This is a genomic window from Hallella multisaccharivorax DSM 17128 (genome assembly GCF_000218235.1).
Classification (GTDB): domain Bacteria; phylum Bacteroidota; class Bacteroidia; order Bacteroidales; family Bacteroidaceae; genus Prevotella; species Prevotella multisaccharivorax.
The window spans coordinates 1-23,325 of sequence record NZ_GL945017.1 but is presented as its reverse complement, the minus strand read 5'-3'; the positions used below and the strand labels follow the sequence as shown (position 1 = coordinate 23,325).

Below are 23,325 nucleotides of genomic sequence, written 5' to 3'. Positions count from 1 at the left end.
AAGACGTTTACAATCAGACATTCGCTTTTCTAAAGCCATCATCGTATATGTTATGTAGCAAAGAGCAGCGTCAGCAATCTGCCCGTTGAGGTTTCGACCGGCATATGTCCCAAGTCCAAGATATTGCTTGGTTTCCCGATTGACAACTTCAATATTCCAACGTATCCGGTAGAGTTCAAAGGCGCGTATGAACGGCATTGAGGTATCTGTGGTTAGCATGATATTCCATCTCTCATTATGTCCGTACTTGATAAGGAAAATTCTGACGGGAAGACTGCCCAGGTATCCTCGAAGCGCTATGTATTGGCATTTATACTTGCGGCAGATGTGTGTATGTTCTCTGCTGCATAAGGCAACCAATTCCTCTGCGTTATTCTTCTTGCCATTGACTAAATATTTGGTGGCGCCCATTTTTGCCAGGCCCACATAGTGTATAGCACCGTCAGCAATATTCCTTATGGATGTGATGAAGTCTTCACAGGCAAACCAACTGTCTGCCAATGCATAATGCGGATGGTGACCACATTTCCACATGCGTTTTACCATCTCTATAGCGCAGTCCAACTTACTCATGCTGCATTCCTGTTCTCTTTGGTAATCAGGATTGTTCTTGTCACGATGTATTGAGAACCTCCGTCTGAGCTGCTTCTTTCCAATTCCTCCATCACCTTTCTTACCGAGCTCCTCGTGTAATGAAAAGTCGAAAGGCAATGTGGATTTTCCATCAAAGAATGTGCACAAGAGCAGCTTGTAGCCGAGAACGTAGTCTCTCTTTACATGGTCAAAGACCTTCGTTATATGCTCCATGAACTTTCCGCTCTTTTCCAATGTGGTGTCGTCAATAATTACACATGAATTTTCATTGTCTGTTTGTATGCCATTCTTTCGAAGAACGCACATGAAACGAATCGCAGTGTAGTTCATAAGCCGACGCCAATCCATGGAAGGACGTTCCAGCATACGATAGTAGCAGTTCTTGCCGGTCTCAAGAAGGCCATAGAAGCCTTTCCTGTACATAGAATGAATAGTCTCTCCGTTGATTCGGAAAAGGCAAAGAGAAAGAATGAGCTGAACTGCAGATATGCCATCATGTTTCTCTAATGACAAACGGCATAGCAGATGGCCAAGCCCAAATTTGGAGAATAGGTTGAGAATATCAGTGCTCATCTTACTTTTAACACTCAAGAGTTTGGAGATCTCACTGAAATTGCTTAATTTTATATCCATAACAGTTCCTCTTTAATTTATTGGTAATCAATGTAATCGGACACTACAAAGTTACTAAAAATTATCGAGAAACTGTTATTTCATACCACTTTATATAGGGTGGGAAACTTTAGTTCATTACCTTCGTAGCGCATATCCTGACATTCCTGTCGGGAGACGCCTAAGGCGTTTTGCATTATGCTGGTATTCATGTTCTTGGAGTTTGGGCACTACAAACAAAGATACATAATACCAGCTCTTTTAATATATATACAACAGCCTATCTATTCATTTAACGGAAGAACCAGTTTTTCTGCGAAGGACCTTTAGGCATTGACGCAAACTCAGAATCTCAAAATCAGGGAGTAGCCAAAAGACAAATGATAATTTCCAATATACTGATCTGTTATTTTTTACTTGGATTGTAGGGTCGCATAAAGCACAATCGATCTTTAATACTATTATTAATCGACGGAATAGAGTTTTCCGCCCTGAATACATCAAAATCAACACTTTCCTTGTCTTGCTTCTGCAATCTCTCTCTTTCTTTTCTATTGATAAGGAAAGCTTTTATAACATGCACTTCTTCCCATTGATCAAAGACCTTGTTAACACCTTTATATTCAATAGTCATCTGCCTCGACTGGCGGTAAGAAAGCAGATCTGAATAAGTTAAAGGCTCCTCACTACGTTTATAGACCTCATTCAAATAGTTCTTTTTACGATGAATTATATATTTACCAAATCTAAACGTTGCGACAGTGTCTGGATATAACTTGTCGGAAGCGTATCTTATTTCTGAAACAGATGAGGTATCAACCTTTATATAACCTTCTTTTTTGTCAGATAGAGCGTTAAACTCTAAATACGGTATAGATGGATTATAAGAGTATGCACTGCCTTCACTCAATTCTATTTTCCGAACACTATCATTAGCAAGATACTTGGAAGCGATAATACGGTGGTCTACGCGCCCATTCTTCAGTTTTACAAAATAGATTATTTTGCCCTCAAAATAATATTCAAGTTCAGAATTGAAAAATTGAGGACACCTGAAATAGCATTTCAAAACAGCATACTCAGGTCGCTTTGTCGTTACTGCAATTTCGTTGAGCATCTGCACTCTTGGCATCATATATATGATGCCATGTGTTAAGGTATCTAAGTCCACGGCCTTGTTTTCATAGCCCACGTGAGAGACAGACAATTTATGAACACCATAAGGAATGCGTATTACTCCTAGTACATCTGAGGAAGATAATAAAGAACCCTTGCCGTTAAATACAGAAGCAAATTCTACTGGTTTATGAGTATTTGCATCTAACAGCTTTACTTGGGCAAAGCTATTAATGATTAAAAAATATAGAAAAATAAGAGATAAAAGTCTTTTCATTTTTATTAGATATCCGTGGGAAGTAGGAAGCCCGAAAGACTTCCTACGACATTGACTTAATGATTAGGCATTTTTCCCGTGATAGATTCTAATGCCAAACAGGAAAATCTCAGTATTCCCTTTAACCCCATCGTGAGCTCCTCTTATTGTAAGGATGTTGATAAAGCCACCTCCACAAGTTGAGCGCATCTCATTCTCAGATAAAACTCTCATTTTCATTTTGATGTTAATTAATTAGTTAATAATTCTTGCAAGTTGTCGACCTCTTATGCTTGCAAAATTAATCAGTCAGAATGCAAATAAATTTCATTTTACAGTATTTAATACAATCATAAGATTCATAGTAACTATTCAGCAATATTGTTCATGACAAGTTCTGTCTTAGTACAAACTTACCCATCAACCTTTGAATGCGGTTGTCCGCAATGAAGAAAGTCTTTATTGTCAGGAAAATACACACCTATTTACTTGCATATCTCAGATATTTTTCGTATCTTTGTACCTATGAAAGAGCAAGTTACGGACATGTCGCAAGCACTTAAAAGGCTGACTTCGGAGATGGCATCCATGCGAGAGGGTATGGATGCGATGCGTACGGAGAATGCCAACTTGCGCCGTAATGTGGAAAAATTGCAGGCTGAAAACCATACCTTGCGCAAACAGCTGGAGAAATACGAGGGGCCAAAGAAGAACTCGAACAACAGCAGCACGCCACCTTCCAAGGAACCCATGAAAGACGAGGTGGTCCGACGCACAAAGTCATTGCGGAAGAAAAGCGGACTCAAGCCTGGCGGACAGCCGGGACATGAAGGGCATCTGAAGGAATTGGTCGCAGTCCCTGATGTGATAGAGGAATGCGGAAGAAATCCGCTGTCGTGGGCTTTGACGAATCAGGATGTTACAACAACAAGAAACTGGACTGGGCATGGATAGCACAGACGGCATACGTTACACTCTGTTTCCGGGCGACAGGACGCTCCTCAAGAGTGCTTGAGGACAAATTCGGCGAATCCCTGAAGAACATGGTAGCCGTCACAGACAGGCACAGCGCTTATTTCGCGCTCAACTTCCTTGACCACCAAGTATACCACGCCCATCTTTTGCGCGAACTTGAATATCTGACCGAGCTTGACCCCACACAGAATGGGTCTAAAGACGTAGCAGGCCTGTTGCGGAAAGCCATCCACGAAAGGAACGAGCATCCTGCGGATGTAATAGAAAAGAAAGCGTGGCTTGAAAAATTAGACATCCTGCTGCAAGCCAACCTTCTCCATCTGAAAGACCATTTCGAAAGGATGCGCAAGGGGCTCTTCAAATGCAGAGACTACATATTCAACATTCTGGAGAATCCGAGAATACCATCTGACAACAATGCCAGCGAGCGGGGAATCCGAAAACTGAAGATAAAGCAGAAAATCTCCCGAACATTCAGGTCTGACAGTGGAGCAGATGCTTTCTTTGCAATACATTCCATCGCAGACACGGCATGGAAGAACCATCGGTCACAACTCAATGCTATCAGCACCATCCTATCATTATAGGATGGACATGGCGTATGGCTATTGCTGAATAGTTACTGGATGGCTTGCTGAAAAAGACTGAGTAGTTACAAAACAGGTCTTATAATGACAATAAACTAAAATAACATAAATTTAGAATGACTTTCAAGTATGCTCCTCATTTTTTTAATTATCTTTGTAACCTAATTAACCAAATTTTTACACGATGAATGCTAAGTATAAAAAGACCCTGCTCACGTTAGGATTATCATCCGTCGTCATGTTTTCTATGGCTCAATCTTCAACAGCAATCAATCCGTTGCTTCATCCGAGCTCATTGCTCTTCGGTGCCCCTGACTTCAGTAAAATCAAGACAGAGTACTATCTTCCTGCTCTCCGACAAGGCATTGCCACACAACGCAAAGCCATCAACGCCATTGTTGTCAACAAGCAGAAGCCTACGTTTGCCAATACCATTCTGGCTTACGAAAACAGTGGAAAGCTTTTAGACCGTGTCTCCAGCGTTTTCTATTGTCTGACAAGTGCTGACAAGACACCCGAGATAGCCGCTATTGAGAAGGCCATCACCCCTGAGCTGACCAAACTTGGAAATGACATCTCATTTAATCAAAAGCTCTTTGAGCGCGTCAAGTATGTTTACGACCACGAATATACAAGGCTTAAAGGTGAAGACAAACGCCTTCTGGAGGAGACCTACAAAGACTTTGTGCGCAGTGGGGCACTTCTCTCAAAAGAGAAAAAAGTCCGGATGGAACTGATCAACAACCGCATCTCTGATTTGCAACAACAATGGGGCAACCTGCTTCCTGAAGCTACCAACCATGCCGTCGTATGGGTGAATAGCAAGGAAGAGCTTGCTGGCCTGAGCGATGCCGATATTGCCCAGTGCAAGAAAGATGCAGAAAGCCGTGGAGGCAAGGCGCCATACGCCATCGTCATCATCAACACCACACAGCAACCCATACTGGCCAGTCTCAGCAACAGAGACCTTCGCCGTCGTGTCTACGAGGCTTCCATCCATCGTGCCGATGGCTCCGGACAGTTCAATACCTTCCCCATCGTAGTGGAAATAACGAATCTCCGAGCAGAGAAGGCCGAGTTGATGGGGTATAAGAATTATGCCTCCTACTCATTGGAAAAGACCATAGCAAAGACACCCGAAAACGTATATGCGTTTCTCAACAACCTGATTGCGGCTTATCGTCCCGCTGCTGATAAGGAAACTGCCGACATTGAAGCCTATGCCCGGAAGACAGAAGGCAGTGACTTCAAGTTACAGTCTTATGACCGCTTCTATTACTCGCAGAAGATGAAAAAGGAGCTGCTCAATGTCTCTGACGATGAAGTGAAGCCGTATTTCAATATCGACAGTGTACTGGTCAAAGGTGTGTTTTATGCTGCCAACCGAGTCTACGGTCTTACGTTCAAGCAGCGCACGGATATTCCCACCTATCATGCAGACATGAAAGTATTTGAAGTCTTCGACAGAGATAGAAAGCCTCTCGCACTATTCTATACCGACTATTTTCGCCGTCCCACCAAGCGCGGTGGCGCCTGGATGAGCTCGTTTGCCAAACAAAGTAAGGAGTGGAAACAACAGCCGGTCATCTTCAACGTCTGCAACTTTGCCAAGGCTCCCGACGGCCAGCCATCCTATGTTACATGGGATGAAGCCACCACGATGTTCCATGAGTTTGGTCATGCCCTGCATGGCATACTCTCCAACTGCCGCTTTAACAGTCTGTCTGGCACAGCAGTACCACGCGATTTCGTGGAGATGCCGTCGCAGTTCAACGAGAGCTTTGCACCTATTGACGAAGTTTTCGACAACTACGCCATCAATGCTCAAGGCGAGCACATGCCCGCTGAGCTGAAAGCAAAAATGTTGAAGTCCATCAACTTCCAACCATGCTATGCCTTGGGTGAAAACCTTGCAGCCACATGTGCTGACTTGGCTTGGCATATGCTCCCGGCAGCCAAGGTGCCCACCGCAGACAAAGCACTTGACTTTGAACACGAGTCACTGAAAGCTGTCAACTTACTCGACTTGCAAGTGCCGCCGCGCTATTCTTCTTCCTATTTCAACCATATCTTCGGTGGCGGTTATGCTGCTGGTTACTACAGTTATCTATGGACAGAGGTGCTTGCTGACAACATTGCCGAGGCATTCCAAAAGAAAGGCGCGCTGAAAAGGTCAACAGGCGATGAAATGCGCAATATCATTCTCAGTCGCGGTTACACTGTCGATCTGATGAAAGCCTTCACTGAGTTTACGGGATTTCAACAACCTGACGCCCAAGCCCTGCTAAAGGCGAGAGGATTGTAAACTATCATTTAAGAGTGACCACACAGGTCACCCTTATTCTGTCTAATGTCTGCAAAATGAATAAGGAAAACCTTGTAGAAATATAGAAAACTTACTCCATAACCGAAGATGGGAATCTTGACAACTACTCGTATGGGTCACCAAAGTGACCCCTATTCATTCTTGTTTTTTGCCTGGTTGATAACACTTGTTACCCCACGAACATGGAAAGATTTGCTTGGTATGGTCTTTGCAGATGGGTTTGCAGGAAGTGACAACAAACTGTAACAACAAGGAGTAACAAAAAAATACAATTATGGAAACAAAAGGTATTGAGACAAAGAAAGTATTCGACTACAAGAGTCTGATTGGTTACAAGCCTGGTGAGGTTGTGGAGAAGATGGTAACGTTCGTCAAAGGCGGTGGTGTGGAACTGAAAGCCGCTGATGCCGGTACTGATATTGCAGAGCACAGTGTCCCTTTCCAGGCTACTCTCTATGTTCTCGACGGCGAGGCAGAGGTAACCATCGAAGGTAAGGTTTACAATCCTCATAAAGGACAACTGCTAATTGTGCCTGCCAATGCCAAGCACAGTCTGCATGCCAACAAGCGCTTCACGGTGCTGCTGTCTGTCATCGCAGCATAGCAGATCAATAGAGTTCAGATCCTGACAGCGACCGCATCTGTGCATCATCACTGGTGTAACAGATGCGGTCTTGTCAAATTTTGTTTGAGATATTTATTGAGACGCCACCATTCAATTTGTTTCCCTGTATTGCATCAGTGTCATTACCTGTAAGGTGCCTGAGAAACTTGCTGAAAAGGCTATAGTTAGGAAAGCTCAAAGCGTCAGCTATCCAATTAACCGGTTCCTTACTGTGCTTAAGCTGTAACTTGGAGATAGTGATGAGCGCCTGATCGATCCATTCCTTCGCTGTCCTTGTGCTTGCCTTCCACAGAAAGAACAAGATGAAAGTACAGGTAGCCATTGCACGAAAGATGCCTGCCTGCGTATGGCACATCCTCAGCCAGAACGTCCGGTACAAGGACTTCGGCGACAGAATCGAAACATCCTATAAAAACGGATGACACGATATACCGGACATGAGAAGGTTATTATCTTTGTGATGGCATATAACCTCGTTTTGCAAATTAATCAACGACATGTCCGGCGATGGAACCCAGTGTGAGCCCTGAGCTCGAAGAGGAAAGTATCATTATCGTTTATACAGACTTGGAGACAGGTCTGTGTACGTGCTTAATCTTAATATGGAGCGAAGCAGCCAACATCGGGCATTTGAGTTACCTTGGCAGGCATTTATTTTCAGTTTTTTATATTATAGAGGAAAGATAAAGATTATATACCAAGTCTTTATACCAATACCTTGCGAAGTGGCAAAAAGAATAATTGAAATGGAATATTATCATGGTCAATGATCTGAGTTTCAAGCATAGAACTAATCGTTCTACCATTCAATTCTAAAACCAAAGTAAAAAAGACAAATGATTCTCTTACAAGCACCGGTTTTCAGTTCACTGCCTTTTTTTACCGCTTAACACGCCTATTCGGTCGGTTTGTCGATTTCATAAGTCAGTATCTACAATATCTGTTGTAACTTTGCTCTTAGTTATTTTAAGGATTGGAATAGAAGATATAGGATCATCTTTATTAGGCATGGTTATAGAATTACAAACAAACTTTGTCAGCCGCTTATTCAGTTCGTTGTCTACAAACAGCAAAATGAACGCATTTTGCATTCGAGATACTTTCTATACTTATCATCAACTCTCTGAACGAGTCTGTATTATCAGAAATGCATTGGCGACTATCGATGAGCAATATATTGGACTGGTATCCAATGATGACCTCAATACCTACGCCTCCATCCTTGCCATCTGGATGGAAGGGAAGTGCTACGTGCCTCTTCATCCGATGCAACCGTTGGTACGCTGCCTTGACATTGTTGAGCAAGTGGGTATTCATACGATCTTAGATTCAAGTGAGACAACAAGATATACCCATCAAAATACAATTGCTACAGCTCGCCTTAAAGGAACCACCGGTTCCCTGCTTTCAAAGCCTGCAGCTTATGATGTGAATCACGATGCCTATGTACTCTTTACCTCTGGCAGTACCGGACGACCGAAAGGAGTACCCATCACTTTCGGTTGTCTTGAGGCTTTCATAGAGGCTTTTGTGGGGTTGGGCATCCATTTGACGACTGAGGACCATTGCCTGCAGATGTTTGATCTCACCTTTGATCTCTCTCTGGGCAGTTATTTGCCGCCATTGCTCGCCGGTGCATGTGTTTACACGGCAGGGCTGGGCGGGCTTAAATGGCAAGAGGCATTCAGGCTACTCGATGAATACCAGCTCACTATGACCCTGATGGTGCCGTCAGTGGTCCATTATCTCAGACCGTATATGGACGAGATAGATGCTCCACAGCTACGCTACTCGCTGTTCTGTGGAGAGGCGCTTATGATAGAGGATGCCAAAGCATGGTTGGACGCAGTGCCTCAGGCGCGTGTATTGAATGTATATGGACCGACGGAAAATACCATCTATTGCACTGCATATGAAATCCAGAACGATATTTGCGGGCACAACGGTATTGTGAGCATTGGCAAGGACATGCTACACACACGGTCAATGATTGTAAATGAAAACCTTCAGCCCATAGATTCAGGGCAGGAAGGCGAGCTGTGTCTCTCAGGACAGCAGTTGACAAAGGGTTATTGGCAAAATGAAGAAAGGAACAAAGCAGCCTTCTTCATGTATGGCAATGAGCGGTGGTATCTGACAGGCGACCTCTGCCGGTATGCTGATGATGGCAATATCATCTATCTTGGACGTAAAGATTCACAAGTGAAGATACAGGGCTATCGTATAGAGCTCAGCGAGATTGAGGAAGTTGCACGCCGATTCTACAACCACAAAATTGCTGCTGTAGCTGTAGCAGTTGGAGAAGCACCCAATAAGAAACTGGTGCTTGCTGTGGAGAAAGAGGACGATGGAAATGAAAATCAGCTATTGGAGTTTTTAAAAAAGTTTCTGCCTTCCTATATGATTCCAGCTAAGGTGGTGTATTTACCCCAATTCCCTCAGAATGCAAACAACAAGACAGATAGGAAAAGAATCGGGGAAATCGTGAAATAAAGTAATTATAAATATGGATAGAGAAGAGGTACGCTCTCGATTGAGCGGTATTTTTGAGACAGTATTGGACAAGCAGGATCTCAAACTCACCGACAACATGACAACCGATGACATTGACAATTGGGACTCACTGACCAACATGACGATCATCAGCGAAATTGAACGTCAATGGCAGATCAAGTTGAAGCTGCGCGACATCATCAAAATGAAGAATATTGGCGATATGATTGACACTATCGTGAAAAAGTGTAATGCATAACCATCTGTAGACTGGGAAATGGAGTTTCTGTCTTTGCCCTTTGTGGCTTGTATGATCATCACCTTTGCGCTCTATTACGCGAGAACATCCCGCCGATGGCAACACGCCGTGCTGTTGGCGGCAAGTATGGTTTTTATAGGATGGTATCATATCGCCTATCTATTGATAGCTGTTGCGGTCAGCACCTTCACCTTTTTCGTCGGAAAGAAACTGCATGCCACGCTCGACACTCCCGCATGCAACTATTGGCTATGGGGGAGCATCGCTTCGCTGGTGGCTTTTTGGCTGGTAGCTCGCTATTGGTTTCCATTGTTTCCACTGGGCATCTCGTTTTATACCTTTCAGGCATTATCTTACCTCATAGAGATTTACTGGGAGGAAGATCCGGAGGACGACTTTGTAGATTTCACCCTTTACATGCTGCTTTTTGTGAAGTTTCTCTCCGGACCTATTGAGCGGGCCGCCGACCTGCTTCCACAACTGAAGAAGCCACACCTTTTTGATTATACGATGGTAACTCGCGGCTTAAAGCTTGTGGCGTGGGGACTGTTTATGAAAGTGGTCATTGCCGACCGAATTTCACCTTCACTCGATATTGTTTTGGACAATGTCCGTGAAGCGACTGGCATACAACTGCTTACGGCAACAGCCCTGTACCCCATTCAGCTTTATGCCGACTTTGGTGGATACACCTGCATGGCACTGGGACTGGGCCGGATGCTTGGTTTCAATCTGCAGCCGAATTTCAACCGTCCTTTCATCGCCAAGTCTACAGGAGAGTTGTGGCGTCGCTGGCACATGACATTGTCGTTCTGGATACGTGATTATGTATTCACGCCACTCAATGCCTCTCTGCGTGGCTGGGGACGATGGGGCACCTATGTGTCGCTGCTCATCACCTTCGTCAGTATTGGTGTATGGCATGGTGCAGGGTGGACCTTTGCTTTCTATGGCCTCTTCCAAGGTATTGTCATCATTATAGAGACTTTTCTCGGCAAAAGAAGAGAGCTGATCTATGGTATTTTCGGTAAATGCCTGGGCAATGCGCTAAAAATCGTACGCACTTACATCCTTTTTGCACTGTCACTGCTTTTCTTCCGCATAAATCGTCTGTCAGATGTTTTCTACACCTACATTCATATGCTGAATGGATTCCAGACAAGTATCAAAGAACTGCGTTTAGGAATGACAGATTTCTATTGGATCGTTTTCGGTGTGGCAGTCATTTTACTCTTTCTTGTTGAACATTTCAACGACAAGAAAAACCTTATCACAGCTTCTGAGCATCTGAAGACACCGTGGAGATGGATGTTATACTTCGGCATTCTCTTCATCATCATGTTTTACGGATCTTTCGGAGTAGAGAACTTCATTTACATTCAATTCTAGGGATGAAACAGTCAAAACAGGATTTACTCAAATTCTATTTTCGCTGCCTGCTGTTGGCGTTACCTTTATTGGCATTGGTAATATTGTATATTATCAAAGATCCATTCATGGTTCTCTATCATTATGATGACTATGATCACAGCCATATCATGCAAAATGAGGGTGCCATAGGATGGGAGAAATTCATAGATGCCCGCAGCCAGCAGCATTACGACTCTTTCATCTTAGGTACTTCCTGCACCAAAGCCTTTTCCTGCCATGAGTGGAACAAATACATCCATGCGCATCCCTTTCGGCTCTTTTCCAATGCCGAAGGACTCGGCGATATGTATTTGAAGCTCAAAGCCATCAATTCATTCAAGGATACACCGGTGAAGCATCTGCTGATTGTTACTGAACGCAGCTTCTTTGAGAAGACAGTAGCACAATCGGGTATCATGCATGTAATGCCCCCTACGTTGAGCGGAAAGAGTATGCTGAGCTATCAAACTACGTATTTTCAAGGATTCTTATCCCCGTCTTTTCTCCTACCCTATGCCAATTATATGCTGACAGGCAGGATTGGAGAGAGTGGCGAGAATATCATTAATGCACATATCCCCGTCAGGGAGAAGGTTACCAATGATGCCGTATTATGGCAAGAGCAAACGATTGCTACTGACAGAGAGAACTATTGGAAACAGACAAGCCTACTTCCCATGAGGGAGAAGGCAAGTATGAAGACTGCTCCACGGGCTATCGGCAAGCAGCAGATAGATATTCTGCTATCCATCCGAGATTTCTGTAGAAGGCATCATACGGATATTCAATGGGTCATTGGACCAAGATACCATCAAGAACGTCTCAATCCTCATGATGTCTCAATCTTGCAGCAAATCTTCGGGAAGGAGGCCGTACATGACTATTCAACCAGCAAGCGATGGGAGGATTATCATTATTGGTATGACTCGGATCACTACCGCAAATTGGTGGGTAACGACATTCTTCATGACATTTATGCTGGCAAGAAGAAGTATTAGCAATTGAAAATGCTTGGGTAATGATAGAAATTTATTATTTTTGCACACGTGTTATTTCCCAAGCAATGACAAAGAATCATTATTTCAATCTCTTTGTAGAGTGGGCGACCTTTACGCTGGCATTCTTCTTCCTCTACGACGTGATATGGTTGCTTGCCGATATCGACGATTTCACACAGAACCTACAGGGTGACTATAGGTGGCTGTTGGTCGACTTCGGCTACTGCGGTCTCTTTGCGCTTACCAGTCTGCTGCTGAACCACTGGATCATCCGACTCGACCGCTTCCACAACAATAAGAACGGCTGGAAACCGCTTATCGTGAACGCCATTATGGTGTTGCTGTCCAACTTGTTCGTAGCCGGACTGTTGGAGCTGTTCCTCTCCTGTTTCTTTCCTAATTTCGTGAGTGGTGACATATGGGGCAACTCCTTTCTGTTCGGACTGATTGCCAGTATGATGGCCTGTGTCTGGCTGACCATCCATTATGCAAAGTTGCTCGTTAAGAAAAGCAATGAGAATGTGGCTCTTCAAAAGAAATATCTCAAACTGCAACTGAACCCGCATTTTGTGTTCAACAGCCTCAGCTCATTAGTTGGGATGATAGAGACAGATCCCGAGATGGCAGAGCAATATGTCATCAAGTTAGCAGGCGTCTTCAGGTATATGCTCAAGCATATTGAAAAAGACCTGATAACCATGGAGGAAGTCAGATACTTTTCAACGACGTATGTAGAGATGCTCAATATCAGATACAACAATATGATTTCATTGGAAATGGGCAACTTTTTTGGCTGTCGCAATGAATTCGTCCTTGCCCTAAGTCTACAGCTGCTCATTGAGAATGCTGTGAAACACAATGCGCCCATCTCCGGTCAAATGTTGCATATTGTGATCAACCGTCAGGACGACAGCTTGGTCGTGAGCAACAACAGAATCTTCCGATCATCGCGTAACGACCAAAAAATAGAATCTTACGGCATGGGCATCAGTAACCTTCGCAAACGGTATGTCATAGAGTGCGGAAAAGAGCCGGAGTTCAAAGAGACACATGATACCTTCTCTGTTACATTGCCTATCATCCATATTGACACAGCATCATGAAGAAAGTACTGATTATAGAAGACGATATATTTAGCGCCCGCCATTTGACCAAACTGCTTCGCGATATTGATGACACTATCGAGGTGCATGGACCACTGTCAAGCGTGGAGGAGGTTATCGATGAGCTCTGTTCCAACAACGATTACGACCTCATCTTCTCCGACATCCGTTTGGTAGATGGTGACGTATTCGACGCTTTCAGTGAGGTAATGCCCCAGGCCTTTGTCATATTCACTACAGCCTATGACGAATATGCCATGCAAGCCATCAAGAACAACGGGCTCGATTATCTCATGAAACCCATCGACGGCAAGGAGCTCTTACAGGCTATCGGTAAATTAAAGCTCTCTGATGCTGCTGATGCCGACGCTAACCTTGTCAAACTGGACAGGATGCTCAGCGACTCTCACCATTACCGTAAGCGATTCCTTGTCAATAAAGGTGACGAACTGATCATGGTGGACGCCAACAAAATCAATTATATCAGTATGGACAATGGTAAGGTCAATGCCCATATTGACGGAAGCTCCTGCTTCTCACTGCCTGTTACTATGGCAGAGTTAGAGACGCAGCTCGATCCAGAGGAATTCTTCAGGCTCAATCGCCAATATATCGCTAATATCAAAGGCATCCGGAAGATTAGCCTGTCTTTCAATTCCAAGCTGATTATCCGTCTGAAAGGACTTGACAACGAGGAGATTGTCGTCAGTAAAGAAAAAACGGCCCAGCTCAAAAGATGGCTCGACCAGTGAGGAAAGCCAGTCATTGATTGATGTCTTGAATTGCCTATATTGTAAATACTGAACTGAAGGGAACCTCTCTCTTGTCAGAATCGCTAATAACATGTGCCATGCCTTCTATGATGATGTCATCAATATAGATGAATTTCCAATACCTTAGCGATGTTGTGGTACATTCTTTGTTCTTTTCGTTGACAGAAAGACTATTTCATCCATAAATTAATATTTTATGAAGAAGCAGACAACGCCGGAGAAACGGCAACAATGGTTCAACTGGAATGGGGTAATTATAGGTATCTTCATTCTTGTGCTCCTAAACTCTCTCCTGTTTCCCTATGTCGGAAAGTCAGAGATCAAAGATGCTGACTACATCACATTTATTTCCCAACTTGATAAGGGTAAAGTATCTAAGGTCGTCATCAAGGACGGCTATATCTATTATGACATTCTGTCACCGAAAGATAAGAATACCGACAAAACGTCAAAGACTTATAATCCTTTCTCTCAGCAACAGTCAACCGTGCAGACCTATCGCACATCTGAGGTCAACGACCCGCAACTCGTCACGCGCTTGCTGAATGCCAAAGCTCCGACGAAGACCGGTAAAATAGAATTGTCGAAAGAAGTGCCCCAGAAGAACTCTCCATTGGTAGATTTCTTCATTTGGTGGATTTTACCCGGGTTGATTTTCTGGTGGATTTGGCGTGCCGGAACGAATAAAATGATGAAAGGTGTCGGTGGTGGCGCAAGTTTTCTCTCTATCGGCAAATCCGGTGCAAAGGTCTATGCCGAACGTGAGGTGAAGACACGCTTTGAGGACGTTGCCGGCCAGGATGAGGCTAAAGCGACGCTCATGGAACTCGTCGACTTCCTCCATAACCCTAAAAAATATACATCTCTTGGCGCCCGTCTGCCAAAGGGCGCTCTTCTCGTCGGTCCCCCAGGAACGGGAAAGACGCTCATTGCCCGAGCTGTCGCCGGTGAGGCTCATGTGCCATTCTTCTCAATCAGCGGTTCAGAATTCGTACAGATGTTCGTTGGCATGGGTGCCGCAAAAGTCCGTGACCTCTTCCACCAGGCTGCTGAGAAAGCTCCTTGTATCATCTTCATCGATGAGATCGACGCTATCGGCAAGAGCAGAGATCAGGCTATGGGAAATGATGAGAGAGAACAGACACTGAATCAATTGCTCACGGAGATGGATGGCTTCGATGCCACAAAGGGAGTCGTCATCCTCGCAGCCACGAATAGGCCGGAAAGCCTCGATAAGGCCTTGTTACGCCCAGGACGTTTTGATCGCCGAGTTATTATGGAACTTCCCGACCTTGAAGGTCGTAAGGCTATCTTCAAGGTTCATCTCCGTCATGTTAAGCATGCTGACATCGATTTCGATGCCGTCGGTAGGGCTACAGCCGGCTCCAGTGGTGCCGATATAGCCAATATCGTTAATGAGGCAGCACTTCGTGCTGTCCGACTTGGCGAACATGCCGTAACGACACAGGATATCGAGGAGAGTGTAGAAACGGTCATTGCGGGAGAGCAGAAAAAGGGCGCCGTTATCTCTCCCGAAGAAAAGAGGATTATCAGCTATCACGAAATAGGACACGCAATGGTCGCTGCCATGCAGACGGGAACGGCACCAATACAGAAAATTACGATCGTGCCGCGTACGAGTGGGGCCCTTGGTTACACAATGCAGGTCGATGCCGGGGAGAAGCATCTCATGAGTAAGACTGAGATATTACAGCAAATCACCACGCTTACCGGCGGTCGGGCTGCTGAAGAGGTGATGTGTCATACATGTACCACAGGTGCTTCCAATGATATCGAAAAGGCCACTCAGCTTGCACGATTGATGATCACCACCTATGGAATGAGCGACCATTTCGGCATGGTCCAACTCGAGCAGCAGCGCAACCGCTACCTGGGAGGTGCAAGCAGTATCACATGCAGTGCTGAGACAGAGAAGGCTATCGATGACGAGGTTACACGTATAATCAGTGAGGCTCACGCGAAAGCCGTGAAACTGATTACTGACAATCAGGACAAGATGAATGCAGCCGCTGCCATTCTTTTGAGGAAAGAGACCATTACTGGCAAGGAGTTTATGGATGTAATAAAGAATGAGCCATCCAACTAAAAGATACTTGAATTGGTGTAAACCGATATCCCTATGAGTAGGTAGACAAACATAGCAGCGGGAACGTCGAAAATAAATTTCGATGCTCCCGCTTTCATTTATACATACCTTGGCTTATCAATCATCTCAAGGATTTTTATAGATACTGTCCATATTCTCTGACCCAATCTTGACTGCGTAAGAGCGCGAGATCATTGTACAATTGTTGACGGTGATGTCGCGTCAAGAGCCATAAGCCTCAAACTCACGTCTGTTTTTCAGGCAGATACAGTCGTCACCGGAAGTGTGATATGGCAGTTGCTGATTCGCACATTCTTTAAATGATCAATATCGATGCCGTCTCCGTTTCTGATCTTGAGGTTATTGAATAGGTTGACACCGTCGATGACAACATCATTGCAACCCGCAAGATGAACCGTCCAGTATAGGCTCCGTTTCTGATGGTCAGCTCATGGATAAGGGTATTGCTGCAGCCGAAAAGGGTCAGCACATGGGGGCGCGGGTCAACATCGGCGACAGGCTTTAGCTCATAGCTGTCAGCCGATTCTCTGCCCATGAATGCTGCGCCGTTTCCATCTATGGTGCCTTGACCGCTTATCTTAATATTCCTTGAATCCCTTACCCAAAGCCAGAGCATGCCTTCACCACGATTGGATCCGAAAGCACTGGTGGTGTAAAGGTGTTCATCGGGGTCCGCTTTCCAAACGGCTCCGGAAGGAATCACGATTTCAACATTACTTTTCAGTTCAATAGGCCCCGATACAAAGGCGGTCTCGCCATGATAGCCATCGGTACGAGGAATGAAGCAGACACGGCCGCCGCCACTTGCGCAGCACGCATCGATAGGATGTTGAATAGTCTTTGTAAAGTCTTTTTGTTGCTGGTATACTATGGTGAAATCTCTTGCGTCAGCCCACAGGAAGCATGCAAGAAAGGCGAATAATAGGTTCGATCTTTGATTTCATATACGAGCCTCATTAATGATGGCAAAGTCAAACAATAAATAATATATAAAAAAATATTATTCGTTAAATTTGTAGGATCAGCATTTGCTTGTCTCATAAAAGAGTCGTAATTTTACACTGCAAAACAAATAGATAAATATGTCCTTACTTCATGATGGAACCATTTCTGCCCTTTCCACTCCGATAGGGGGAGCCATTGCTGTGATCAGAATGAGTGGGCCGGAAGCTCTGTCGATTGCCCAGCAGGTATTTACAGGGAAGATAATGGTTGCTCAAGGTGGCACTTTCCATTATGGTGAGATTCGCACTCAGGAGGGTGAAACGATTGATGATGTCATTGTCTCCGTCTTCAGGGCACCCCATAGTTATACAGGTGAAGACAGCGTAGAAATATCTTGCCATGGGTCACGGTACGTGGCCCAGCGCATCCTCATGCTCTTGCAGTCACAAGGCGCCAGACAGGCCGGCCCCGGCGAGTTCACGCGGAGGGCTTATCTCAACGGGAAATTGGATCTCTCGCAGGCAGAGGCTGTGGCTGACCTGATCGCGTCAACCAATAAGATGCAACATCAGCTTGCTATCAGTCAGCTGAAAGGGGGATTCAGCAAAGAATTGGGCTCCTTGAGGGATAGATTGCTTAAGATGACTTCGCTTCTGGAATTAGAGTTGGATTTCTCTGATCATGAGGATCTCGAGTTTGCTGACAGGCCGGCATTAGGGCAACTTGCAGAAGAAATTGACCAACGCATCGTGAGCCTGGCAAAGAGCTTCGAGGCAGGAAAGGTGATGAAATCGGGGGTGCCAGTCGCTATTGTGGGGAAAACCAATGTGGGAAAGTCCACCCTACTCAATGCCTTGTTGGGTGAGGAGCGCGCCATCGTGTCAGATATAGACGGCACTACGCGCGACACGATAGAAGACACCACAACCATCGGTGGCATACTCTTCCGCTTCATTGATACAGCCGGTCTAAGAAAGACCAGCGACAAGATAGAGAATATCGGCATTGCGAGGACTTTAGAAGCCATGAGAAAAGCATTTGTCGTGTTGTGGGTGATCGACAGCCAACCAACGGATGAGGAGATCTCCCGCATGCAGGCATTAGCAGCAGACAAACATCTTTTTGTTATTGTCAACAAGTCAGACCTTCACCATCACAGCCCCATCCTTCCTGTCTCCTTACAGCGCATTGAGATCAGCGCAAAACAAGGCACGGGTATTTCAGAGCTTGAATCTCTCATCCTCCATGGACTTGACCTACCCTGTATGTCCTCAACAGATGTCATTGTAACCAATGCGCGCCATCAAGCCGACCTGATGAAGGCACATGCCGATCTTGCCCGTGTCATCACAGGGATCTCATCTAATCTCTCGTCCGATCTTCTTGCCGAAGATCTGCGTCTCGTCATTGATGATCTCGCCGATATCACCGGACAGAAACGTATTACTCCGCAGGAGACGCTAAATAATATCTTCTCACATTTCTGCATCGGAAAATAGCTGAAAGTAAAACGTAGCTCACAAAATGAAGAAAGCCATTATCATGGGAGCCTCTTCCGGCATGGGGCTGGAGATTGCGCGTCTGCTGCTGGAGGAAGGCTGGAAGCTGGGGCTTGCCGCACGTCGGAAAGACAGCATTCAAGATCTGAAGAATGTTTACCCAAAGCAAGTAGTGCCCGCCGTTATCGATATCACTGAAAAGGGTGCCGATGAAAAGCTGCTACGGCTCATTGAGGAATTGGGAGGTATTGATCTCTATCTCCACATCGCCGGCATTGGTTATCAGAACTATGACCTGAGTGCTGACAAAGAGTTGAGCACCATCTCAACAAATAGTCTCGGCTTTGCCCGAATGACAGGCGCTGCTTACCGCTATTTCTCAAGACAAGGCCATGGCCAAATTGCGGCCATCTCTTCCATTGCAGGGACAAAGGGCCTGGGAGCAGCTCCCGCCTACAGTGCCACAAAAGCTTTTCAGAGCTGTTATCTACAGGCATTGGAGCAACAGGCCAACATGCGGAAGCTCAACATTCGCTTCACAGACATACGTCCAGGCTTTGTAAGCACGGCTCTGCTCAACGATGGCAGACACTATCCCATGCTTATGGACCCGAAAAAGGTTGCAAAGAGCATTGTGGAAGCCATAAAGAGTAAAAGACATGTAACCGTTATTGACAGCCGCTACCGCTTGCTGACATTCTTTTGGAGATGGATACCCAACTGGCTCTGGAGACATCTGAGGATCAGAACTGAATAAATAATAGAGTTACCCTGTTTTCCTTCGCTTTTTTTGTTTACCTTTGCCGTATGATAGAATATGACCTTACAAAAATCAAGGCAGTCATCTTTGATGTTGACGGAGTACTGTCTGCCAATACTGTGTCGATGGACAGTAGTGGTATGCCACTTCGCACCCTTAATATCAAGGACGGATATGCCATACAACTTGCCGTGAAGATGGGCATTCATCTTGCCATTATGACGGGTGGAGACTCTGTAGCCATCCGTAAGCGCTATGAATATCTTGGCATGAAGGATGTTTTCATGAAATGTGCGGTAAAGATTGAGACTTACGAGCGCTTCCTTGGAGAGTATGGTCTACATGACAATGAGGTCATTTATGTTGGCGATGACATTCCTGACTATGAGATAATGTGTAGGGTAGGATGCCCATGTTGTCCTGTGGACGCTTGCGAGGAGATAAAGAATGTATCGGTCTATGTATCGCCATACAAGGGCGGATATGGTTGTGCCCGTGATGTCTTGGAGCAATTGTTGAAGGCGAAGGGGCTGTGGTTGAGTTCGGAGAAAGCTTTTGGATGGTAACAAGAATAAATGCGCTATAACAATTGAAAAAGTTGATATTGGCCAGCAACTCGCCGCACCGCCGCGAGTTACTCAAAGGTTTGGACCTTGCTTTTGAAGTAAAAGTGATACAAGGTGTCGGTGAAAGTTATCCGGAAAGTCTTCCGGTTGATAAAGTTCCTGAGTTTATTTCGCGTGAGAAAGCATCGGTATACCATGTTGCTGGCGATGAATTACTGTTGACTGCCGACACGGTGGTCATCCTCGATGGCGATATTTTGGGCAAGCCCTGCGATGCTGACGAAGCCCGCAGTATGTTACGCAGGCTGAGTGGACATACACATCAAGTCGTCACGGGTGTGTGTTTGACTACCAGCGAATCACAAAAGTCTTTCTCGGAGACTACAGCGGTGACTTTTCGCAATCTCTCTGATGCGGAGATCGCCTACTATGTGGAGCATTACAAGCCATTCGACAAGGCCGGTGCTTATGGCGTTCAAGAATGGATCGGCTATATAGGAGTGACGAGGTTGGAAGGCAGCTTCTACAATGTTATGGGCCTTCCGGTAGAGCGTGTTTATGAGGCGCTCAAAGAGCAGTTGTAAAGCACCGACAGACTTACTGTGAGCTAAAAACAAGAATCCCCATTCCCCGGTCTCACGACTCAGAATGGGGCACCTTTTAACCTTTTAAAAACTAACCTAAACCTATTGAAATGAATTAACGTCCCAAAGATAATATAAATATTTGATTGTGTTGTCAAAAAATCGGTTTTTTTACATCGAAGTATGAAAAAACTCATTTCATTTTACATTTTCTGTTATTTGGCATACTTATTGCACTCTTTGGGGCAGTAAAATCAAAATATAACAGACAAAATGAAGAAAGGCAATATCGGGGTTACGACCGAGAACATTTTCCCCGTCATCAAAAAGTTTCTCTATTCAGATCATGAAATCTTTCTGCGCGAGATGGTCTCCAATGCCGTTGATGCCACTCAGAAGTTGAAGACGCTTCAGCAGAAAGGCGATTTTACGGGGGAAGCGGGTGATCTCACTATTCATATCAAGCTTGATGCGGATGCCAAGACTTTGACCATCAGCGACAGAGGCATCGGGATGACGGCTGAGGAAATTGACAAATACATCAACCAGATTGCCTTTTCGGGCGTGACAGATTTCCTTTCCAAATACAAGGATGAGGCGAACGCCATCATTGGCCACTTCGGTCTTGGATTCTATTCTGCTTTCATGGTGTCAGATAAGGTGGAAATTTTCACCAAGAGCTACCGCGACGGCGCACAGGGTGAGCACTGGACGTGTGACGGTTCTCCGGAGTTCACGCTGGAAGAGGCGGAGAAAGCCGATCGCGGCACCGACGTCATCTTGCATATCTCTGACGACTGCAAGGAATATCTGGAGAAGAATAAGATTCAGTTATTACTGACAAAGTACTGCCGTTTCATGCCTGTACCAGTGGCTTTCGGCAAAAAGACGGAGTGGAAAGACGGCAAGGAAGTGGAAACACAGGAGGATAACATTATTAATAATGTGGAACCTCTGTGGACAAAGGCACCGTCGACTCTGAAAGACGAGGACTATAAGAAGTTCTATCGTGAGCTTTATCCTATGCAGGACGAGCCGCTGTTCTGGATTCACCTTAACGTGGACTACCCCTTCCACCTCACGGGTATTCTTTACTTTCCACGAGTGCACAGCAACATCGACTTGCAGCGCAACAAGATTCAGCTCTATTGCAATCAGGTCTTCGTCACCGACCAAGTGGAAGGCATTGTCCCCGACTTTTTGACGCTACTCCATGGCGTCATCGACTCACCCGATATCCCGCTCAATGTCAGCCGGTCATATCTGCAGAGCGATGCCAACGTGAAGAAGATTTCCACGTATATCACTAAGAAAGTGGCCGACCGCCTGCAGCAGACCTTTAAGGATGACCGTAAGGACTATGAGAATAAATGGGATGACCTGAAGCTTTTCATCAATTACGGCATGCTGTCGCAGGAGGATTTCTACGACCGCGCCAAGGAATTTGCGCTCTTCAAGGACGTAGAGGGGAAATATTTCACTTTCGACGAGTACAAGTCCCTTATCAAGGACAACCAGACCGATAAGGGCGGCGATCTCGTGTACCTCTATGCCACCAACAAGGAGGAGCAGTATACTTATATCAAGTCGGCTCAGGAGAAGGGCTATAGCGTGTTGTTGCTTGACGGCGAGCTGGATGTTCCCATGGTGAGCATGCTGGAGCAGAAATTTGAAAAGAGCCGTTTCTCGCGTGTGGACGCTGACATTATCGACCGGCTCATCACTAAAGATGATGCTCAGAAAGAGGAACTTGACAAGGACGACCGTGACAAACTGACAGAAGTCTTCCGTTCGCAAATGCCCAATGTTGACAAGGCAAACTATGCCGTCGATGTGCAGGCTCTTGGTGAAGGCAACGCACCGGTGGTCATCACGCAGAGTGAGTATATGCGCCGCATGAAGGAGATGAGCCGTTTCCAGCCTGGTATGAGCTTCTATAACCAGATGCCTGATTCGTATATGGTGGTGCTCAATAGTGATCACAAGCTTGTGAAAGAAGTGCTCGACGATACTAAGAAGAGTGTGGAGGCACAGCTAAAGCCCATCGAGAGTGATCTTAAGGGACAGGAGGCCCGTCTGGCAGCGCTGCATCAGAGCCAATCGGGTAAGAAGCCTGAGGAGATCAGCCAGGAAGAAAAGGACGATCTGCAGAATACAGAGAAGGTTATCAACGATGAGCGTGACAAGAAAAACAAGGTTCTCGACGAGTATGCCAAGGGCAACAAGATTGTTCACCAGCTCATTGACCTTGCATTGCTGCAAAACGGCATGCTCAAAGGCGAGGCTCTCGACCAGTTCCTTAAGAGAAGCGTGGAGCTGATCGGTTGATGGGTTTTATGACATGTGATTAAACCGTATAGAGGTATCTAAGGCCTGTGTTGAATGGAGGCGGTTGGCTATGCTGCCATCCACTCTGATTCAACACAGGCTTTTTTAGTGCCTTTTGCGGGATGTTGATGGATGCCTATGCAGAAGGGGCATCGCGTTTACGGCGTAAAGGCGATGCGATTACGGCGTAAAGGCATCGCGATTACGCCGTAAGATATTTATTAAAGTGTATCTAATTGAAAATAAATAAGTTACATTATTAATGCAACTAAACTGGTAACGATTTGGAAACGAGCGAGCTACTTGGCTTCGCTGTTTTCTGCCTAACAAAGAACGCTTGTTATTCTGTTTGCAAAGATAATACTTTACTGGCGAATAACAAGCGTTT

Annotated in this window: 15 protein-coding genes and 3 pseudogenes; 15 read left to right on the top strand and 3 right to left on the bottom strand. The window is 45.3% G+C overall.

The features are described from left to right. Window positions 1-12 precede the first annotated feature (12 nt). Both PREMU_RS00395 and PREMU_RS00390 read right to left on the bottom strand, forming a co-directional pair. A pseudogene (locus tag PREMU_RS00395) lies at window positions 13-1,227 on the bottom strand (IS4 family transposase); the annotation flags it as partial. A gap of 385 nt (window positions 1,228-1,612) precedes the next feature. Continuing rightward, window positions 1,613-2,599, bottom strand: a complete 987-nt coding sequence (locus PREMU_RS00390) for a peptidase associated/transthyretin-like domain-containing protein (RefSeq protein WP_007572240.1) — start codon at window positions 2,597-2,599, stop codon at window positions 1,613-1,615. Between the two features lie 621 nt (window positions 2,600-3,220). On the opposite strand from PREMU_RS00390, the pseudogene PREMU_RS14365 reads away from it, so the two are divergent. The 10 genes and pseudogenes from PREMU_RS14365 to ftsH all read left to right on the top strand — a co-directional run bounded on the left by PREMU_RS14365 (window position 3,221) and on the right by ftsH (window position 16,234). Further along, window positions 3,221-4,140: pseudogene (locus PREMU_RS14365) on the top strand (IS66 family transposase). A 184-nt stretch (window positions 4,141-4,324) separates the two neighbouring features. Beyond that, window positions 4,325-6,445 carry a M3 family metallopeptidase gene (locus tag PREMU_RS00380; RefSeq protein ID WP_007572236.1) on the top strand — a complete coding sequence of 707 codons (2,121 nt, stop codon included), beginning with the start codon at window positions 4,325-4,327 and terminating at the stop codon, window positions 6,443-6,445. A gap of 295 nt (window positions 6,446-6,740) precedes the next feature. After that, window positions 6,741-7,070, top strand: a complete 330-nt coding sequence (locus tag PREMU_RS00375) for a cupin domain-containing protein (protein ID WP_007572234.1) — start codon at window positions 6,741-6,743, stop codon at window positions 7,068-7,070. A 1,095-nt stretch (window positions 7,071-8,165) separates the two neighbouring features. Then, window positions 8,166-9,584: an AMP-binding protein gene (locus PREMU_RS00360; protein WP_007572233.1), complete on the top strand. Its 1,419-nt coding sequence runs from the start codon at window positions 8,166-8,168 to the stop codon at window positions 9,582-9,584. A 13-nt stretch (window positions 9,585-9,597) separates the two neighbouring features. Then, complete coding sequence (locus PREMU_RS00355; RefSeq protein ID WP_007572232.1) at window positions 9,598-9,843, top strand: acyl carrier protein; 246 nt, start codon at window positions 9,598-9,600, stop codon at window positions 9,841-9,843. 18 nt (window positions 9,844-9,861) lie between these two features. Continuing rightward, window positions 9,862-11,232, top strand: a complete 1,371-nt coding sequence (locus PREMU_RS00350) for an MBOAT family O-acyltransferase (protein WP_007572231.1) — start codon at window positions 9,862-9,864, stop codon at window positions 11,230-11,232. 107 nt (window positions 11,233-11,339) lie between these two features. After that, window positions 11,340-12,251 (top strand): hypothetical protein, encoded by a 912-nt coding sequence (locus tag PREMU_RS00345; RefSeq protein ID WP_156803921.1) that lies wholly within the window; start codon window positions 11,340-11,342, stop codon window positions 12,249-12,251. Between the two features lie 65 nt (window positions 12,252-12,316). Further along, window positions 12,317-13,354: a sensor histidine kinase gene (locus tag PREMU_RS00340; protein WP_040557907.1), complete on the top strand. Its 1,038-nt coding sequence runs from the start codon at window positions 12,317-12,319 to the stop codon at window positions 13,352-13,354. Next, window positions 13,351-14,106 (top strand): LytR/AlgR family response regulator transcription factor, encoded by a 756-nt coding sequence (locus tag PREMU_RS00335; RefSeq protein WP_007572228.1) that lies wholly within the window; start codon window positions 13,351-13,353, stop codon window positions 14,104-14,106. Before PREMU_RS00340 ends, PREMU_RS00335 begins: the two co-directional genes overlap by 4 nt. A gap of 217 nt (window positions 14,107-14,323) precedes the next feature. Continuing rightward, entirely contained in the window at window positions 14,324-16,234 is a 1,911-nt protein-coding gene (ftsH, locus tag PREMU_RS00330) for an ATP-dependent zinc metalloprotease FtsH (RefSeq protein ID WP_007572227.1), read from the top strand. 141 nt (window positions 16,235-16,375) lie between these two features. On the opposite strand, the pseudogene PREMU_RS15435 reads toward ftsH, so the two are convergent. Next, a pseudogene (locus tag PREMU_RS15435) lies at window positions 16,376-17,153 on the bottom strand (glycoside hydrolase family 28 protein); the annotation flags it as partial. A gap of 184 nt (window positions 17,154-17,337) precedes the next feature. Here PREMU_RS15435 and mnmE point away from each other — a divergent pair. The 5 genes from mnmE to htpG all read left to right on the top strand — a co-directional run bounded on the left by mnmE (window position 17,338) and on the right by htpG (window position 22,937). Continuing rightward, window positions 17,338-18,699, top strand: a complete 1,362-nt coding sequence (gene mnmE, locus PREMU_RS00320; protein WP_007572225.1) for a tRNA uridine-5-carboxymethylaminomethyl(34) synthesis GTPase MnmE — start codon at window positions 17,338-17,340, stop codon at window positions 18,697-18,699. A gap of 25 nt (window positions 18,700-18,724) precedes the next feature. Further along, window positions 18,725-19,456: an SDR family NAD(P)-dependent oxidoreductase gene (locus PREMU_RS00315; RefSeq protein WP_007572223.1), complete on the top strand. Its 732-nt coding sequence runs from the start codon at window positions 18,725-18,727 to the stop codon at window positions 19,454-19,456. 50 nt (window positions 19,457-19,506) lie between these two features. Further along, complete coding sequence (locus tag PREMU_RS00310; protein ID WP_007572221.1) at window positions 19,507-20,025, top strand: KdsC family phosphatase; 519 nt, start codon at window positions 19,507-19,509, stop codon at window positions 20,023-20,025. A 23-nt stretch (window positions 20,026-20,048) separates the two neighbouring features. Beyond that, window positions 20,049-20,609 carry a Maf-like protein gene (locus PREMU_RS00305; protein ID WP_040557906.1) on the top strand — a complete coding sequence of 187 codons (561 nt, stop codon included), beginning with the start codon at window positions 20,049-20,051 and terminating at the stop codon, window positions 20,607-20,609. 273 nt (window positions 20,610-20,882) lie between these two features. Continuing rightward, complete coding sequence (gene htpG, locus PREMU_RS00300) at window positions 20,883-22,937, top strand: molecular chaperone HtpG (RefSeq protein WP_007572217.1); 2,055 nt, start codon at window positions 20,883-20,885, stop codon at window positions 22,935-22,937. The last annotated feature ends 388 nt before the right edge of the window (window positions 22,938-23,325 follow it).

Coding starts and splice junctions, on each gene's coding strand:
- PREMU_RS00390 (WP_007572240.1), bottom strand. CDS start 2,599: ATGAAAAGACTTTTATCTCTTATTTTTCTATATTTTTTAATCATTAAT.
- PREMU_RS00380 (WP_007572236.1), top strand. CDS start 4,325: ATGAATGCTAAGTATAAAAAGACCCTGCTCACGTTAGGATTATCATCC.
- PREMU_RS00375 (WP_007572234.1), top strand. CDS start 6,741: ATGGAAACAAAAGGTATTGAGACAAAGAAAGTATTCGACTACAAGAGT.
- PREMU_RS00360 (WP_007572233.1), top strand. CDS start 8,166: ATGAACGCATTTTGCATTCGAGATACTTTCTATACTTATCATCAACTC.
- PREMU_RS00355 (WP_007572232.1), top strand. CDS start 9,598: ATGGATAGAGAAGAGGTACGCTCTCGATTGAGCGGTATTTTTGAGACA.
- PREMU_RS00350 (WP_007572231.1), top strand. CDS start 9,862: ATGGAGTTTCTGTCTTTGCCCTTTGTGGCTTGTATGATCATCACCTTT.
- PREMU_RS00345 (WP_156803921.1), top strand. CDS start 11,340: ATGGTTCTCTATCATTATGATGACTATGATCACAGCCATATCATGCAA.
- PREMU_RS00340 (WP_040557907.1), top strand. CDS start 12,317: ATGACAAAGAATCATTATTTCAATCTCTTTGTAGAGTGGGCGACCTTT.
- PREMU_RS00335 (WP_007572228.1), top strand. CDS start 13,351: ATGAAGAAAGTACTGATTATAGAAGACGATATATTTAGCGCCCGCCAT.
- ftsH (WP_007572227.1), top strand. CDS start 14,324: ATGAAGAAGCAGACAACGCCGGAGAAACGGCAACAATGGTTCAACTGG.
- mnmE (WP_007572225.1), top strand. CDS start 17,338: ATGTCCTTACTTCATGATGGAACCATTTCTGCCCTTTCCACTCCGATA.
- PREMU_RS00315 (WP_007572223.1), top strand. CDS start 18,725: ATGAAGAAAGCCATTATCATGGGAGCCTCTTCCGGCATGGGGCTGGAG.
- PREMU_RS00310 (WP_007572221.1), top strand. CDS start 19,507: ATGATAGAATATGACCTTACAAAAATCAAGGCAGTCATCTTTGATGTT.
- htpG (WP_007572217.1), top strand. CDS start 20,883: ATGAAGAAAGGCAATATCGGGGTTACGACCGAGAACATTTTCCCCGTC.